The organism is Marinobacter sp. (assembly GCF_048259445.1).
GTDB lineage: Bacteria > Pseudomonadota > Gammaproteobacteria > Pseudomonadales > Oleiphilaceae > Marinobacter.
On sequence record NZ_JBLXHQ010000004.1, the window covers coordinates 133381 to 150808 of the forward strand.

At 52.9% G+C, this 17428-nt stretch carries 13 protein-coding genes; 5 read left to right on the top strand and 8 right to left on the bottom strand.

What is annotated here, in order from left to right; all coding sequences use genetic code 11:
• The 3 genes from ACN0RL_RS04630 to ACN0RL_RS04640 are packed head-to-tail and all read right to left on the bottom strand — an operon-like array spanning nt 1 to nt 3061.
• Complete coding sequence (locus ACN0RL_RS04630; RefSeq protein WP_417514186.1) at nt 1-867, bottom strand: carbohydrate ABC transporter permease; 867 nt, start codon at nt 865-867, stop codon at nt 1-3.
• Complete coding sequence (locus tag ACN0RL_RS04635) at nt 867-1967, bottom strand: ABC transporter ATP-binding protein (RefSeq protein ID WP_417514188.1); 1101 nt, start codon at nt 1965-1967, stop codon at nt 867-869. The genes ACN0RL_RS04630 and ACN0RL_RS04635 overlap by 1 nt, the downstream gene beginning before the upstream one ends.
• Nucleotides 1967-3061, bottom strand: coding sequence for an ABC transporter ATP-binding protein (locus ACN0RL_RS04640; protein ID WP_417514190.1), 1095 nt, complete (start codon nt 3059-3061; stop codon nt 1967-1969). Before ACN0RL_RS04640 ends, ACN0RL_RS04635 begins: the two co-directional genes overlap by 1 nt.
• 332 nt (nt 3062-3393) lie before the next feature.
• On the opposite strand from ACN0RL_RS04640, the gene ACN0RL_RS04645 reads away from it, so the two are divergent.
• A complete protein-coding gene (locus ACN0RL_RS04645) occupies nt 3394-5313 on the top strand; it encodes a sigma-54-dependent Fis family transcriptional regulator (protein WP_417514192.1) in 1920 nt (639 codons plus the stop codon).
• Between the two features lie 46 nt (nt 5314-5359).
• Here the strand turns inward: ACN0RL_RS04645 and glpK are convergent, their stop codons facing one another.
• Complete coding sequence (gene glpK / locus ACN0RL_RS04650) at nt 5360-6832, bottom strand: glycerol kinase GlpK (protein WP_417514194.1); 1473 nt, start codon at nt 6830-6832, stop codon at nt 5360-5362.
• Between the two features lie 214 nt (nt 6833-7046).
• On the opposite strand from glpK, the gene ACN0RL_RS04655 reads away from it, so the two are divergent.
• Nucleotides 7047-7805 carry a DeoR/GlpR family transcriptional regulator gene (locus ACN0RL_RS04655; RefSeq protein WP_417514196.1) on the top strand — a complete coding sequence of 253 codons (759 nt, stop codon included), beginning with the start codon at nt 7047-7049 and terminating at the stop codon, nt 7803-7805.
• Nucleotides 7806-7990: 185 nt separating this feature from the next.
• Nucleotides 7991-9520: a glycerol-3-phosphate dehydrogenase gene (gene glpD / locus ACN0RL_RS04660; protein WP_417514198.1), complete on the top strand. Its 1530-nt coding sequence runs from the start codon at nt 7991-7993 to the stop codon at nt 9518-9520.
• Between the two features lie 219 nt (nt 9521-9739).
• On the opposite strand, the gene ACN0RL_RS04665 is transcribed toward glpD, so the two are convergent.
• Nucleotides 9740-10870, bottom strand: a complete 1131-nt coding sequence (locus tag ACN0RL_RS04665) for a porin (protein WP_417514200.1) — start codon at nt 10868-10870, stop codon at nt 9740-9742.
• A 376-nt stretch (nt 10871-11246) separates the two neighbouring features.
• Between ACN0RL_RS04665 and ACN0RL_RS04670 the strand changes: the two genes are divergently transcribed.
• Nucleotides 11247-13004, top strand: a complete 1758-nt coding sequence (locus tag ACN0RL_RS04670) for an ABC transporter substrate-binding protein (RefSeq protein WP_417514202.1) — start codon at nt 11247-11249, stop codon at nt 13002-13004.
• Here ACN0RL_RS04670 and ACN0RL_RS04675 read toward each other — a convergent pair.
• Nucleotides 13001-13603, bottom strand: coding sequence for a uracil-DNA glycosylase family protein (locus tag ACN0RL_RS04675; RefSeq protein WP_417514204.1), 603 nt, complete (start codon nt 13601-13603; stop codon nt 13001-13003). The genes ACN0RL_RS04670 and ACN0RL_RS04675 overlap by 4 nt on opposite strands.
• A gap of 127 nt (nt 13604-13730) precedes the next feature.
• On the opposite strand from ACN0RL_RS04675, the gene ACN0RL_RS04680 reads away from it, so the two are divergent.
• The gene (locus ACN0RL_RS04680) at nt 13731-14474 is read left to right on the top strand and encodes a nitroreductase family protein (protein ID WP_417514206.1); all 744 of its coding nucleotides are present in this window, start codon (nt 13731-13733) and stop codon (nt 14472-14474) included.
• Nucleotides 14475-14524: 50 nt separating this feature from the next.
• On the opposite strand, the gene ACN0RL_RS04685 is transcribed toward ACN0RL_RS04680, so the two are convergent.
• On the bottom strand, nt 14525-15490 hold the full coding sequence (locus ACN0RL_RS04685) for a glucokinase (RefSeq protein WP_417514208.1): 966 nt from the start codon (nt 15488-15490) through the stop codon (nt 14525-14527).
• Nucleotides 15487-17307, bottom strand: coding sequence for a phosphogluconate dehydratase (gene edd / locus ACN0RL_RS04690; protein ID WP_417514210.1), 1821 nt, complete (start codon nt 17305-17307; stop codon nt 15487-15489). The genes ACN0RL_RS04685 and edd overlap by 4 nt, the downstream gene beginning before the upstream one ends.
• Nucleotides 17308-17428: the final 121 nt, after the last annotated feature.

Sequence of the window (17428 nt, forward strand, 5' to 3'; positions counted from 1 at the left end):
TTATTTTTCTTTATCGGCGTGAGTAATAGCAGTGAAGAACAACCATGAAATCAGCAATACAATCAGGAAGTAGATCAACGAGAATGCTGCTGCGCGCCCGAGGTCGAACTGCCCTATTGCCATGGTTGTCAGCGTCTGACTCAGGAACGTTGTTGAGCTTCCCGGTCCTCCGCCAGTGAGAACAAATGGCTCGATATAGATCATGAAGCTGTCCATAAATCGCAACAGTACTGCAATGATCAAAACACTTTTCAGACGCGGGAGCTGGATGTATCTGAATATTGCCCACTTCGATGCCCGGTCAATTTCTGCCGCCTGGTAAAAGGCCTCCGGAATAGCACGCAAACCGGAGTAGCAGAGCAAAGCAACCAATGGTGTCCAGTGCCAGACGTCCATAAGCAAAACCGTCAGCCAGGCATCCAGAGTGTCGCCCGTGTAGTTGTAATCAATGCCGATTTCATTAATAGCCCAGCCGAACAACCCAATATCGCCGCGGGCAAAGATTTGCCAGATAGTGCCGACTACGTTCCAGGGTATAAGCAGCGGAATGGCAATCAGAATAAGGCACAGAGAGCCTTTGATACCGGATTTCGGCATCATCAGGGCCACGCCAATGCCAAGCGGAATCTGAATCAACAACACAAATCCGGAGAAGATAAACTGCCTTACGAGGGAATCCTGAAGGCGTTCGTCAGCCAGCACTTCCTTGAACCATTCGGTACCAACGAAGAATGCCTGGCCAGGGCCAAAAATATCCTGAACCGAATAGTTGACTACGGTCATCAGAGGTATCAATGCCGAAAAGGCAACCAGAAGGAATACTGGCAGAACGAGCCACCAGGCGCGGTTATCGGGGATCTTGTCCATCACTGTTGCTCCTGTACCAGAAATTCATCCACATACAGCATCAACCACTGTTTCGGGAATGAAAGGTGTATGCGGCTGCCAATGCTGGCATCAAATTCCTCGGTCTGGCGCACCTTCATCTCCTGCTCGCCAAGCTGGACAGTCACGATCTTGTAGGTGCCAAGATCTTCTATATCCAGGACTTCTGCTTCATAGGTGTCGTCAGAGGGGATTGGCGAAATCTCGATAAACTCGGGGCGGATGCCAATCTTGAGATTATCGGATCTCATGCGCTTGAGAAGATCGACCTGCCAGAGTTCAAGCGGCAGAACGGTAGAATCAAAACATACGCCACCGGAACACCGCTCAACCTCAACGATATTCATACCGGGGCTTCCGATAAAGTAACCAACGAACGTGTGGTTGGGTGCCTCGAACAGCTCAGTGGGCGTGCCGAACTGAACTACCTGGCCGTCGTACATCACGGCAATTTTGTCAGCAAAAGTAGACGCTTCAAGCTGATCGTGTGTGACGTACACCATGGTGATGTCAAACTGCTCATGGATCTGCTTGAGTTTCCGACGCAGCTTCCATTTGAGCTGAGGGTCGATAACCGTTAAGGGTTCGTCGAAGAGAATCGCCGAGACGTCTTCCCGAACCAGGCCCCTGCCCATGGAAACTTTCTGCTTTTCATCCGCCGTCAGATTTTTTGCCTTCTTGTAAAGCTTATCCTCAATCTCAAGGACCGCTGCGATCTCGTGGACCCGCGCTTTGATTTTGGAGGCAGGTACCTTGTTGTTTTTGAGTGGAAAAGCGAGGTTATCGTATACCGTCATCGAATCGTAGATAACAGGGAACTGAAATACCTGTGCGATATTTCTGTCCCGCGGTGACAGCTCGTTTACCCGTTTTCCATCAAAAAGTACCTCGCCTTCGGAAGGCTGCACCAGCCCCGAGATGATGTTCAGCATTGTGCTCTTGCCACACCCCGAAGGTCCAAGCAATGCGTATGCACCTCCTTTATGCCAAACATGATCAAGCTGGCGAATGGCGTAATCAGCCGGCCCGGATGGTGTGTCACTGTAACTGTGCGCCAACGCTTTCAATTGAATTTCAGCCATCAGACAGACCCTCCTGAAACCCGGGATGGTGTATGCACCAGTTGCTCATCGTTATCGAAGACGAACAGTTTATTGATCGGCAAGTAGACCTTGACCGGCGCACCGGTGTGGTACTGGTGAACCCCCATCAGCTGCATGACCATCTCGAAATGACTGTTCTCGACATGCATGAAGGTTTCAGAACCACTGATTTCGCTGAGCGCTACTTCCATGGACATTTCAAGATCGTCGTCATTGGCGGGAACCAACGCGATATGGCTGGGGCGAATCCCGAACCAATAGTCGCCAGGTGTGAGTTTTTCCAGCTCCTGGGTCAGTGCATGGTGGGAATATTCATCAAAGGTAACTTCGGTGTCTGTAACCCTGCCGCGAACCATATTCATGGGCGGCTCGCTGAACAACTGCGCGGCCAGGGTATTTACCGGGGCACGATAGACATCCATGACCGGTCCGGTCTGAACAACGCCGCCTTCGTGCAGCAGAGTTGTGGTGCCACCCAACGCCAGAGCCTCATTCGCCTCTGTTGTTGCGTAAACTGCAATACACTGGCGCTCGCGAAAGAGATCCCTGAGTTCCGCTCGAAGCTCTTCCCTCAGTTTGTAATCAAGATTCACCAGCGGCTCGTCGAAAAGCACCAGGGTTGCATCCTTCACAAGCGCGCGCGCCATCGCAGTGCGCTGCTGCTGGCCGCCGGAGAGCTCAAGCGGATAGCGTTTAAGCAAGGGATCAATCTGCAGCATCGACGCCGTTTCTTTTACCCGGCGATCAATTTCCGATTCTGCCATTTTGGCCAGGCGCAGCGGTGAAGCAATATTTTCGTAAACGGAAAGCGTGGGGTAGTTAATGAACTGCTGATAGATCATCGAAATGTTCCGGCTTTGCACACTTTGCCCGGTAACGTCCTCGCCCTTATAGAGCACGCGACCTTGTGTCGGCTTATCAAGCCCTGCCATCAGTCGCATCATTGAGGTTTTACCGGCCAGCGTACGGCCAAGCAGAACATTGAAGGAGCCGGCCTCGAAAGTGAGGTTGGCGTCCCGAACATAATCGACGCCGTCGACCGTGCGGGAGATATTCTCCAGTGTTAAGGACATAAGCATTCCTTGTTGTTCTTGTGGAAACGCATCCGGATACGAAAACAAACACCCGGAAATTCAATTTCGAAATTATTAACGCAAAGCCTGTACCAGTTCTTTTACAGACATACGTACAAACCTCTATAACATTGATGTTAAACAATTTTTTATTTTGCGATCATTTCTAAACCGAAAATACAAATGTTCGGTTAACAATACTTTGTTCAAACTGAACATTGACCTGAACACCATTTACACAGATGATTGAACAGTTTCCGGGCCAGACCTGAGCAAATGTCTCCCGGTGCCGACTCTGAAAAATATAAAAACGAACATAGAGATGCAGCCTGATGAGGAAGAACAAACACCTGGATGATCGAAGCGACGTCGCGAAATCCTGGGAACGTTGTATCGCGTGGGGCCTCGACCACGAGCACGAACCAACCCCGCCAGAGCTCGACTCTGTTCGACTGGAGGATTTAGGCCGCCGCTACGATGAACTGCTCTCGAGCACAGAGGCAGTGGTGCTTCCCTATTACCGTAACGTGCTCTCCAACAGCCGGTGCCTGATTCTTCTGGCAAACCATCACGCCACTGTCCTTAAAAGCTGGGGCGACCAGCGCATCACCGAAACCCGTCTGAAGCCCTGGTTTCAGGCAGGCTCAAACTGGCAGGAACAGCAGTGCGGCACCAATGCTATAGGCACCGCAATTGCCACTGGCAGAGCTGTCCAGATACAGAGGAACGAACATTTTCTCAAACTCCACAGGAGCATCATCGGCTCCGCCGCTCCTATATTTGACGCCCGGAGACAGCTTACCGGCGTGTTGAGTGTTTTCAGCGATGCCTATCTGCCACAAGCACATACACTCGGCATGGTGCGATTGCTTACCCAGTCTGTGGAAAACCGCCTGCTCAACCGGCAATTCGAATCCGATCATTTTCAGATCACGCTCAACACCACTGCTGACAACTTCGACAGCCCCTGGTCGGGTATACTTGTGTGCGATGACTCAGGCCTGATCGTCGCCAGCAACCAAAGAGCTGATCAGCTACTGGGTACGCAAACCACAGACGCCAGGCTCGATGATCTCTTTACCACTCATCGAAACCATATCCTTGGACATCCCGAACACAGCCCGATACAACTGACAACGAAAAGTAAGGTTCGGCTAAGCGCTCGCCTCAAGCGCCCTTCGTCTATCAAAAAACCGCTTCTGGAGACAGGAAAGCAACTTCCGGAACCCCCCACCCAACACAATCCCTCTGCCTGGAACAAACTTTCGGATTTTTCCAGCCTCGAATATGGTGATGCATCGGTTCGTCGCTGCGCCGAGCAGAGCCTGAAAGTTCTTGAACGGGGTGTGCCGGTTTTGATAACCGGTGAGACCGGCGTTGGCAAGGAAGTACTGGTGAGCGCCCTGCACAAGGCAACTCATCGCAGGGATCAACCCCTGGTTGCAGTGAACTGCGCGGCTATCCCGCCAGAACTGGTGGAATCCGAATTATTCGGCTACGAGGCGGGTGCATTTACGGGTGCCCGGGCCCAAGGCTCTCTCGGTTTTATCCGAAAGGCCCACAAAGGCATACTGTTTCTTGATGAAATTGGCGAGATGCCGTTGTCCGCGCAATCGAGGCTGCTCCGTGTGCTACAGGAACGCGTGGTCACGCCCGTTGGGGCCACCGAAAACGTGGCTGTCGATATCCTGTTGATCACAGCAACAAACCGCTCCCCCCAGGCCAGCATTGAATCGGGACAATTCCGGGCTGACCTTTATTACAGAATCAACGGGCTATGTATTGAGCTTCCAGCACTTCGAAACCGCACAGACAAACGCAATCTCATTCAGAACATCTACCGCCAGCATCGCGACCCGGTCCAGAGCGAATCCCTGGCACCGAAAGTTCTGTCTGCGCTGGAGAACCATCCCTGGCCGGGCAACATCCGCCAACTGGTGAATGTTTTGAGGGTGGCCATCGCCATTGCTGACGGTGAAGACATACAGATATGGCATCTACCGGCGGATTTCCTGGCCGAATTCGACGCCAAAGCCTCACCGGTTCAAACCGGAAATACAGATCTCCCGGATGCTTTACCACTGAAACCAACTAAACAGTGCGATCAACAGGAAAACGATGCAAAAGATAACCACGCTCATACTCTGCGGGTCTATCACAGATGCAACGGCAATGTGTCGAGCGCTGCCAAAGAGTTGTCGATCAGCCGGAATACTCTATACAAACGACTGAAGGAACTGGGCGTCCGCTGACACGCCCCTCTTCCCCACCTGAGCCCGGGAACATCGCAAGGGCTGCTCAGAGCTTATGAACCGCCTGAATCCATCCGTCATATAGCTCGTCGCGTTTTTTCTTTGTCATTACCGGTTCAAAGCTCCGGTCACACCGCCACAAACTCGCGAGTTCATCCAGTGATCCGTATACACCGGCTTTAAGCCCGGCCAGATAAGCGACACCCAAGGCGGTGGTTTCTACAAGAGACGGCCGGTCCACTCGTGCACCCAGAATATCCGCAAGAAACTGGAGAACCCAGTTATTCGCAACCATGCCACCATCAACCCGAAGGTTAATTGGTCGTATGCCGTCCTTTTCCATCGCTTTTTGCAGATCTTTGGTTTGATAGCAAACGGACTGCAAACCCGCCGTGACAATTTCCTTTATGCCGGTATCTCTGGTCAGACCAAAAATTGCACCGCGCGCATTCGGATCCCAGTACGGAGCGCCAAGGCCTGTGAAGGCAGGAACCAGATACACTCCGTGATCTATCGGCGTTCCTTCTGCCAACGGCTCTGTCTCACAGGCGTTCTGAATCAATTGAAGACCATCGCGTAACCACTGAATGGTCGCTCCGGCGATAAAGATACTACCCTCCATAGCATAGGTAGGCTTGCCATTCAGGCGATAGGCAACGGTCGTTAGCAACCTGTGTTCCGATTGCAGCGCCTTGTCGCCGGTGTTGAGCATCAGAAAACAGCCGGTACCGTATGTACTTTTGGCCATACCGACTTCAAAACAGGTCTGGCCAAACAGAGCCGCCTGCTGATCGCCGGCCACTCCGTATACAGATACGCCGTTGAGCGCTCCGCCAGCGCTGATTTCTCCGAAATCATCTGCAGAGTCCATAACCTCTGGCAATAGTGATTCGGGAATATCGAACAGCTCCAGCAACTCCGGATCCCACTGCTGTGTATGGATATTGAACAGCAGCGTCCTGCTTGCGTTGGTGGCGTCGGTTCTGTGCTCACGCCCACCAGTCAGGTGCCAGAGCAGAAAGCTGTCAACCGTTCCAAAAGCCAGCTCACCGCGTTCGGCTCGCTCACGGGTGCCCGGAACATTTTCCAGAATCCAGCGGATTTTGGTGGCAGAAAAGTAAGGGTCGATCAACAACCCGGTTTTACTGTGAACCCCTGGCTCATGGCTCGCGCTCTTGAGTGATTTGCAGTAAGAAGCTGTCCGCCGATCCTGCCAGACGATCGCATTATAAACCGGCTTACCAGTGTTCCTGTCCCAGACAATGGTGGTTTCGCGTTGGTTTGTGATGCCCACGGCAATAACCTCATCGCCTTCTCCACACTCTTCCGACATCACCGTGTCGCAGGTTTGTTTCACTGACAACCAGATATCCTCTGGATCATGTTCCACCCAGCCACTGTTCGGAAAATGCTGGGGAAATTCCTGCTGACGAACTGCGTGTATATTGCCTTGTAAATCAAAAAGTATGGCCCGGGAACTCGTTGTGCCCTGGTCAATGGAAAGTAGGTACTGGCTCATTTTATTTTCGTCCTCGCTTTCTTATTTGTTCGTATTTTTACTTTTTTGAACATGAATGCCAAGAAGTTTCGAAGACAACAGCCGCCAGCAAACAGCCAACCTACTCAAAAGGCTGCATAAAACATCGAAAAAGGCTAAACTTTATTTTTGTAGCGCTTACACACACTCATTATTTCGAATAAGAACAACGCTACACACAACGGAGGGCTATTGAATGGCACAGCGGCGGCGACAGGATCTGATCATGGAACTGATCCAGCAGAACGGTTTTGTAACGACCGAGCAGCTAGTAGACCAATTCAAGGTAACCCCCCAGACTATCCGCAGGGATCTGAACGAACTCGCAAAAGAGAAGAAACTCCGCAGGCACCACGGCGGGGCCGGAATTGATTCAAGCACAGTAAACACTGCCTACCAGGCCAGAAAAATCATGGACCTGGAAGCCAAAGAGCGCATCGCGGAGGCCATGGTTGCGCTGATACCCGACAATTCTTCAATTTTCATCAATATCGGCACAACCACTGAAACCATAGCCAAGGCCCTGCTCGAAAAAAGCAATTTGCAGATTGTGACCAACAACCTTCATGTCGCCTCTATTCTCTCGTCCAAGGAAGACTTTCACGTGATCATCGCCGGCGGCGAAGTAAGAAGTCGCGACGGGGGCATCGTGGGCGAAGCCACTCGCGATTTTATCAATCAGTTCAAGATGGACTTTGGCATCATCGGGATCAGCGGCATTCACAATGACGGCTCACTGCTTGACTTTGACTACCGCGAAGTCCGCGTGGCACAGGCCATTATTGCCAACTCCAACAAGGTATTACTCGCCGCCGATCACTCCAAATTCGGTCGCAACGCAATGGTCAGGCTAGGCAGCATTACACAGGCACATCATGTGTTTACGGACCAACAACCACCTGCCGAAATCACTCAGCTTCTGAACGAACACAGCATCCAGCTCCACCTCGTTTAACCGCCTCAGTGTTCGCAAATCAAGGCCTGCATTTATACTTTCCCGAAACATCTTCGTTTGTTTTCCATATTTTCCTTTACGAATATCCACGTGTTTCGCATAATGTTCCAATAATCTATTTGAACGTTGAAAAGTTCGCACAACAAAAAAGCGTCTTTTCCAATGGCATCAGGAGATGACCAACAATGACTATGGAGCAAGAACAGTATGACGTTGTCGTCGTCGGCGGCGGTGTCAACGGAACCGGGATAGCGATGGATGCAGCCGGGCGTGGCCTGAGGGTGCTGCTCTGTGAAATGAACGATCTGGCATCTGCAACTTCTTCAAGTAGCAGCAAGCTCATTCATGGTGGGCTTCGCTACCTTGAGCATTATGAGTTCCGGCTTGTCCAGAAAGCCCTTGCCGAACGCGAATCCCTGCTTAAAAACTCACCACACATTATGTGGCCGATGCGCTTCCGCCTGCCCCACCGGCCCCACTTGCGGCCAGCCTGGATGATACGCGCAGGCTTGTTCCTTTATGACCATCTGGCCAAACGTGAAATTCTTCCAGGCTCGCGCTCCATCCGATTTGATGAATCAGGACCTTTAAAGCCGGATATCAAGAAAGGCTTTGAGTATTCCGACGGTTGGGTAGATGACGCCAGGCTGGTTGTGCTCACTGCAAAAAAGGCGCAGCAGTTCGGTGCAAAGATCATGACCAGAACCAAGTGCGTTAATGCTCAGCGCGGTGACAAGAACTGGACAGTCACGCTCCATGACATGGTAAGCGAAAAGGAAACAACCATTTCCGCCAAGGTTATTGTCAACGCCTCTGGCCCATGGGTAAGCAAGCTGTTTGGCGAAACACTCTCCATGCCCGCCCCCAAAATGATTCGAATGGTCAAAGGAAGCCACATTGTTGTACCTCGGCTCAACCAGGACCAGGAAGCCTACATTCTGCAGAACAAAGACGAGCGCATTGTGTTCGTGATTCCCTATGAGGATCATTTTTCTTTAATTGGCACCACAGATGTTGAGTACGAGGGCGACCCCAAGAAGGCCAAAATCTCGCCGGAGGAAACTAACTACTTACTGGATATTGTAAACGAGCACTTTGTCCGACAGCTGAAACCTTCCGATGTAGTTTGGTCCTACTCCGGAGTGCGCCCGCTTATGGATGGCGAAGAAGAGAACGCGCAGAAAGCGTCGCGTGATTACGCATTTGAGATCAATCAGGAGAAAGGCAAAGCGCCTCTGATCTCCGTGTTCGGGGGCAAGATTACCACTTACCGGAAACTGGCCGAGGTGGCTACAGACAAACTTTGCCAGTTCTTTCCTGAAGCAAGTGGTCACTGGACAAAGTCAGCGAGCCTGCCAGGCGGCGATTTTGATAATCACACCGGCCTGACAACAACGCTCAGACAAGAATTCCCATGGCTACCGGATGATGTGCTGAGCCGCTATGTCCGGACCTACGGTACGACTGCCCGGGACATCCTGAGCAGATCCGCTTCGCTGGAAGATCTTGGTATTCATTTCACTGGCACTTTATATGAAAAAGAAGTCCAGTACCTGATGAAAAACGAATGGGCCATGACGTCCGAAGACATCTTGTGGCGCCGCACCAAGCAGGGTCTCTATGCGTCGGAGGACAATGTTAAAGCACTTGATGCCTACCTTGCAGATAAAGTTTCATCGCCACTACCCGGGAACCCTCTCCACCACAGCGCCTGATGCTCTCTCAGGCACCTTTCTCCGGCCGGATTAGTCCGCCCGGAGCTTTTTTTGGTCCATTTTCTGCACCCTGCCGACGCACGCCACAATCTTCAAGCTGACGGCCCTGTTCTGGTGCGGGCCGAGCAGAAAAAAACCAGGAAGCCTTTCGGATTCCTGGTTTCTTCTTCAGCACAGCTCCACCGGGAAGCGAAGCTGAGGTTTTTCCTTACCTAAACCTCAGAAAGTAAGCTGTGAACCTACGATAAAGGCGTTGTATTCACCCGCGCCTGACTGTGTGCCGTACTGTTGAACTTCGGCCATCAGCGTCAGAGCATCTGTGGCCTTGTAGCGGGCAAAAATCATGGTGAGATCAGTATCGTTGTCGCCAGTGCCGATATCGTCTTCACCCTCACCATAGCTTGCACCCAATGTGGTGCGGCCAAAATCGTAAGTTGTTTCAACATACCATTGGCTGGCGTCTTCTTCATTGGGGTCCAGACGAGCCGCGTATATGGCATTACCGGTGCCTGAAGTCATCGCATAGTTAGCACGAACACCCAAACCTCCCAGGGATACGGAACCACCAAAATCAACGCCGGACATGGTGTAGTCATCAAACGTTCCCGTTTTTGAGTCTACATCTTGTGTAAACGCACTAGACCAGAGCGAGAACATATCTGACGAGTAAACGATATTGCCCTCGAACCGCGGCAGGCTGTACTCAGCATCGCCATTGCCTGACAGCTTCCTCGGCGAGAAAACCCCCACTTTGAACTGGAGGCCGCCAAAGCTGTTGGATGTATACATTACCCGAGGGGTGAAATCCGCGTAGAAATAGCCGTTGCCGATACGGCCGGCTGTCGCCGAATCAACGTCCGGGCCGCCGATCAAGCCAACGCCCAAACCGCTGCCGTTGTCATCGATTGCCGGTGTACCGTAGATACCGAAACCTTTACCGATATTGACCGTACCAAAATTGCCGGCAACCGCGATCTCAGCGACCCGGCTGCGGAAGTCAGGGTCGGTATCACCATCGCCAGTGATGATATTGGCGTTCATCTGGAAATGACCGGAAACCTGGATGCCGTTCTGCATCGGCGCGTAAATATTGGTCTGAAGCGTAGCCGGGTTGAAACCGGTAGTGATGTTGAATGAATCTTCTTTTGGATCGTCATAATCGCCGACCACCGCAAAAACGGGAATGTGGCCATTGAAGCCCACTTTCCAGCCATTGTCAGCCTCAAACGTAGTTTCGGCCATTACCGGAGTAGCTACTCCCAACGCCAACAGCGAAAGTACTGCTGCCAGAGGAGCCTTCCGAAAGGACGACGTATCAGAGGTTGTTGGAACATTGTTGTTTTCGATCATGTTAGCTTCCTGTTTTTGTTAGCGCTGAAAATCAGACTGCTGCACTCGCCACACTTGCGTTGTAGACGCCAAATCTTCGAGCAAAGCGACAACAGATTGCTTCGTTAACGAACCAAAAAGCTTTCGCAAAAGCTCTAATAAGCTCGAAACAACACAAATCTAACCTCAGAATGACGAAATGGAAAGTATTCACACGAACAAATTTTCGTTTTCTTACGGATAATTTAGGCTTATAACACCCGCTATAGCCATAAATAACTGTTTTAATTAAATATAATATTCAAAACAGTCTTTTTATATTTTTTTCGTTGACGAACTTATGACGTATGCCTAAGCTCGAAATGTATACGCAAACAAACAAAAACAAGAGATCATCATGAAATCACCAGCGTTTTTGGTCAGCCTTTTCTGCGCTTTTTGCTATTCGCCACTCGCGGTTTCCGGTCCTTTTTTCGATGCCCTTTCGGCTGAAAAGCAAACGCTTATAAAGGCTTTGATCAATGAGCACTTTCCATCTTCGACGCTCACCGCCAGCGAGCAGGCAGAGGAGCTCGCATGGTTTGCAAACGCGGCCGCTCCTCTGGCGGGAACATCCATCTCTGTGCTGTCCGAAGAATTAGCCACCCATTCCTACGAGTCGGAAATTCTTGCGCCTGCCTTCTCGCGCCTGACTGGCGTTCCGGTTACCCACGACCTGAAGCCCGAAGGTGACGTTATCCGCGAAGTCAACTTGCAGCGAATTATGGCCGCCAAGGGTCGTTATGATGCGTTTGTAAATGACTCGGACATGATCGGCACGCACTCTCGTAGCGGCTGGGCTCTGGCACTTAGTGACTATATGGAGGGGGCGGGAAAAGCGTTTACCCTGCCCAGTCTCGCCCTTGAAGACTTTATTGGACTGGACTTTGTAACCGGATCTGACGGAAAACTCTATCAACTACCCGATCAGCAGTTCGCTAACCTCTATTGGTTCCGTTACGACTGGTTTCAGAGGCCAGAACTAAGGTCACAGTTCCGCGAGCGTTACGGCTATGAGCTTGGGGTGCCGGTGAACTGGTCTGCCTACGAAGATATTGCCGAATTCTTCTCAGTCCATGTGAAGGAAATCGATGGAGAGCGAGTCTACGGACACATGGATTATGGAAAACGCGACCCTTCTCTCGGATGGCGATTCACAGATGCCTGGTTCTCTATGGCAGGTGCGGGCGACACAGGTTCTCCCAACGGCCTGCCGGTGGACGAATGGGGGGTTCGCATGGAAGGCTGCCATCCCGTTGGTTCTTCCATGAGCAGGGGCGGCGCGACAAACAGCCCGGCTTCGGTCTACGCGCTGAACAAATACATTGACTGGTTGAACCGGTTTGCCCCGCCTGAGGCGGCCGACATGACCTTTACCGAAGCGGGGCCAGTACCGGCACGTGGACACATTGCCCAGCAGATTTTCTGGTACACCGCATTCACTTCTGACATGACGAAACCTGGCCTGCCCGTGGTCAATGAAGATGGGACACCGAAATGGCGCATGGCTCCGTCACCCCATGGTTCTTACTGGCAAACCGGTATGAAACTGGGCTATCAGGATGTAGGGGCCTGGACCATCCCCCGCGTTATGGGTGAACAAGAGCAGAAAGCAGCGTGGCTCTATGCGCAATTTACTGTTGCAAAGACCGTCTCTCTGGAAAAAACCCTTCACGGCCTTACACCTATCAGATTATCCGACCTGGAATCCCCACAGATGCAAGAGCAGGCACCCGCCCTGGGTGGTCTTGTGGAGTTTTATCGAAGCCCCGCGCGCCGGCAATGGTCACCAACCGGCCTTAATATCCCGGACTACCCCCGACTTGCAAAACTCTGGTGGCCGAACATCGCAGATGCAGTTGATGGCAAAATCAGCGCAAAGGCTGCACTGGACAATCTGGCTACCGCCCAGGATCGCGCTCTGGCGGTCGTTCAGAGAAATTACCTGACCACAAACTGTGGCCCGATCATTGCGCCGGACAGTGAAGTTAAAGGTGCGCAGTGGTGGCTGGCGCAGCCCGGCGCTCCCAAGCCAAAGCTCGCTAACGAAAAGCCCGAAGGCGAAACGATCCGTTATGAAGATCTGATCAGAAGCTGGGATACAGCCGGGGGTTAAGGCGATTCGAGAAGGAAGGCAACCCGGTCCCGAAGCTCCGGTATCACCTCCGTCTCAAACCAGGGATTCCGACGTAGCCAAAGATTATTACGCGGGCTGGGGTGAGGCATCGGCAGCAGGTTGGGCCAATACTGGCGCCAGTTTCTGACGTTCTCAGTAACGGATTTCTCGCCATCGGGAAGGTGCCACGCATGCGCATATTGGCCTATAGCCAGAGTCAGTCCGATATTGGATAAGCGCTCCAGCAAAGCATTCCGCCATGCCGGGGCACATTCGGGCCGGGGCGGCAAGTCACCGGACTTTCCAGTGCCGGGGTAACAGAACCCCATAGGAAGGATAGCCAGCTTGCGCTCATCATAAAATGTCTCCCGCGTTATGCCCATCCACTGCCGGAGGCGGTCACCACTGGGGTCGTTAAACGGAAGCCCGGTTTCATGTACCCGCCTTCCCGGGGCCTGCCCCACCACCAGAATTCGCGATGACGGTGACAACTGCACAATCGGTCGTGGGCCATAGGGCAGACTCTCTGCGCAAATCGTGCAGGCACGAACCTGGCTAACCAGTTCATCAAAAGGCAGCTGAGCAAGAATATCGGTCATGGGATAAACGTCACCAGGGCGATTGCATAAGAAGAGTTTTCCCGTAACCTTATAGCTCTGATCACAATGCGGCAAGCCACCAGACTGGCCGCATTGATTACCCACCAAGGCATATCCAGGAATAATCATGAACGCAAAAGCAGGCCCTCTTCCTCTGCCGGAGATTGATGTTGAAGAATTCCGAAAGGTCGTTCGGAGCCGGCGATCAGTCAGGCGTTTCACGGACGAGCCCATTCCGGACGCGGTGCTTGAGGACTGCCTGGAACTGGCCACACTGGCCCCGAATTCCAGCAACCTGCAGCCCTGGGAATTTTTCGTGGTCAGAACACCAGAACTAAGAGGTAAGCTCGCCGAGGCGTGCCTGGGCCAGAACGCGGCCACTACCGCTCCCGTATTGATCGCGATTGTTGCACGCCCGGACACCTGGCGGAAACATGCCCGCCTTGCGCTGGAAGACTGGCCAAAAGAGGAAAAGCTGCCCTCTATTGTTGAGAAGTATTACAAGAAGATCGCACCCATTCATTATAACCAGGGCCCTATGGGGCTTCTGGGCGTCGCAAAGAAAACGGCAGGACTCGTGGTTGGCTTGTCCCGTCCGGTTCCCCGAGGACCCTATTCGGTAAATGAAATGAAAGTCTGGGCCACAAAATCCACGGCACTGGCCGCAGAAAACCTGATGCTGGCGTTACGCGCCCACGGTTTCGACTCCTGCCCAATGGAAGGGTTTGACGAGTGCCGGGTAAGAAAGCTCTTGAAGCTGCCCCGCAAAGGGCTTGTAACCATGGTTCTGGCAGCCGGCCGGCGAGCGGAAAACGGCGTGTATAACCGCCAGTACAGGTTTGACCAGGAAACCCTGATCCACTATCTGTGATTGCTGATACCTGAACGTGCTCTCAACCGTGAACGCACCGGGACCCAGCCTTATAGTTCGGGGTTACCCAGAGCTTCAGCGGCACCCAACAACCCGGCGTAGGGCTCAGTTACCACGTAAACCGGCGTAAACTCCAGTATGGGGCGCATGCGCCCCTTGTCTTCAAAGCCCTGCTGGAATCGACTTGCAAGAAAAAAATCAATAATACGCGGCAAGATACCACCGCATAAATAGACCCCACCGGAACTCCCCAATGTCAGGACGGCATCGCCCGCTGTCCTGCCAAGCAATTCGCAGAAGTGTTGCAGGGTGTGTCGCGCAAGAGGATCGTTCTGTTCCAGCGCAGCGGCGGTTATTTTCTCAGGCGCGTCCAGTGGCGCCGCAACGCCCCGAATCCCGGCATGGGCCTGATAAAGGTTCAGTAACCCCTGACCACACAGAATCCGTTCCACCGACACCCGCCCAAACCTCGCCTGGAGCACCCGGAGGATGGCTGTCTCGGTATCGTCCCTGGGCGCAAAGTCAACATGCCCGCCCTCTGTTGTCAGCGCCGTCCAGCCACTTCTTACCGGCACCAGAGCGGATACACCAAGGCCTGTACCAGGGCCCATGACCAACCTGGGGCGGCGGCTGTCACCCGGGCCTCCGCAGACATGCACCAGACTCTCTTCCGGAACATGCAGCACACCCAGCGCCATGGCCGTGAAATCGTTGATAACCTTGAACGTCTGCCAACCAAAGTGCCTGCGAATCTCGTCGATATCAAAGCGCCAGTGATTATTCGTCATCTGCACACTGGCACCGCGAACCGGCGAAGCAACCGCAAGGCAAGCCTCACTGACTCCGTCGACACCGGACTTTTCCAGATAATACGTCAGCGCATCATCCAGACTGGCGTAATCATCACAAGCCAGCGTCTCGATTGCCCGCAGTTCAACACTGCCCTGCTCCACCAGCGCAAAACGGGCATTGGTTCCGCCGATATCACCGACCAGAGAGTAAACGACTTTTGTCATGCCTCGTGATTCCAGAAAAAGCTGGCGCCTTCTTCAGGCGTACCTGTCGCTCGCCGCATCCAGCCAAACAACTCTCTGCCATAACCCTTGTGATACTCCGACAAATCCGGCCTGGCCGGCTCACGCTTCGCAAACTCTGCCTCATCCACAACAATCGACAAGGCGCCGCTATCGGCATCCAGCCATATCAGATCACCATCCTGAACTCTTGCTAGGGGACCACCATCCAGAGCTTCAGGATACACGTGAATAGCCGCCGGAACCTTGCCAGAGGCACCGGACATCCGGCCATCCGTAACCAGACCAACCCTGAACCCCCGATCCTGCAGTACGCCAAGATACGGCGTCAGCTTGTGCAGTTCAGGCATGCCGTTGGATCTTGGTCCCTGAAAACGGACAATAACCACACAGTCTTTGTTCAGTTCACCCGCATCAAAGGCGGCCTTCAGTTCGTTCTGGTCGTTGAAAACCACTGCGGGAGCTTCAATCCTGTAGTGTTCCGGGGCGACCGAAGAAACCTTGATAACACCCCTGCCAAGATTGCCATCCAGCACCCTCAGCCCCCCGTCAGGTGCAAAAGGCTCGGTTGCGCTGCTCAGGACTTCCGGGCGCAGGCTCTTTAAAGGCGCGGGATGCCAGACCAGCTTGTCACCGTCGAGCGCCGGAGCCTGCGTATAGCGCTCAAGCCCGTGCCCGGCAACCGTCTCCACATCGTCGTGCAGATAACCGCTCTGCAGCAGTTCACGAATAAGGTATGGCGTTCCACCGGCATCGTGGAACGCATTTACATCTTCCTCACCATTCGGGTAAATGCGGGTCATTGATGGCACGACAGATGAGAGTTCAGCATAGTCGTTCCAGTCAATAATAATGCCAGCCGCACGGGCTATCGCAACCCAGTGCAGTGTGTGGTTAGTGGATCCCCCGGTAACCAGAAGCGCCACCAGTGCATTAACGATGCTCTTCTCGTCAATCATATCGCCCAGGCCAAGCTCTCCGCCCTGGGGTCTCGACAACCGGATAACCTGTTCCGTTGCCGCGCGGGTCAGCTTATCCCGCAACGGCGTGTTCGGATTCACAAACGCTGCACCCGGCAGATGCAGCCCCATAACTTCCACCAGCAACTGGTTACTGTTGGCCGTGCCATAGAAGGTACAGGTACCAGGACTGTGATAAGACTTGATCTCGGCTTCCAGCAATTCGTCTTTGCCAATCTTTCCTTCTGCATACAACTGCCGGATGCGCTGCTTTTCCTTATTAGGCAACCCCGATGGCATAGGGCCGGCGGGAACCAGAATAGTGGGCAGATAACCGAAACTGAGCGCGCCGATCAGCAGGCCCGGAACGATCTTGTCGCAGATCCCCAATAGCAACGTGGCATCAAACATGTTGTGGCTCAGGGCAACTGCCGTGCTCATGGCAATGGTGTCACGTGAAAACAGGCTGAGCTCCATCCCTGGCTGACCCTGGGTCACTCCATCGCACATGGCGGGTGTGCCCCCGGCAAACTGCGCCACGGAACCCATGCCATGAGCAGCCTCGCGGATGACGTCTGGAAAGGCCGCATAGGGTTGATGCGCCGAGAGCATGTCATTGTATGCCGACACTATGGCCACATTGGCTTTGTTCATCAGCTTGAGGGTGTCTTTGTCATCCTGATTACAGGCGGCAAAGCCATGGGCGAGATTTCCACAGGAGAGCGAACTCCTGTGCGGCGAGTGGGCTTTAAGCTCATTCATGCGGCCGAGATAATCCTGCCGGGTCGAGCGACTGCGATCGATAATTCGCTGGGTAACTGCGTGGATAGTCGGATGCATAGTGGGGCTCCAGTACCTGCCGAAAGTTCAATTGCATCTAATAATTCGTAATTTTACCTTCTTTTTTCGTTTATGATCGCTTGAATATTCAAATTCGCTCATTAATTTGTTATGTTTACTA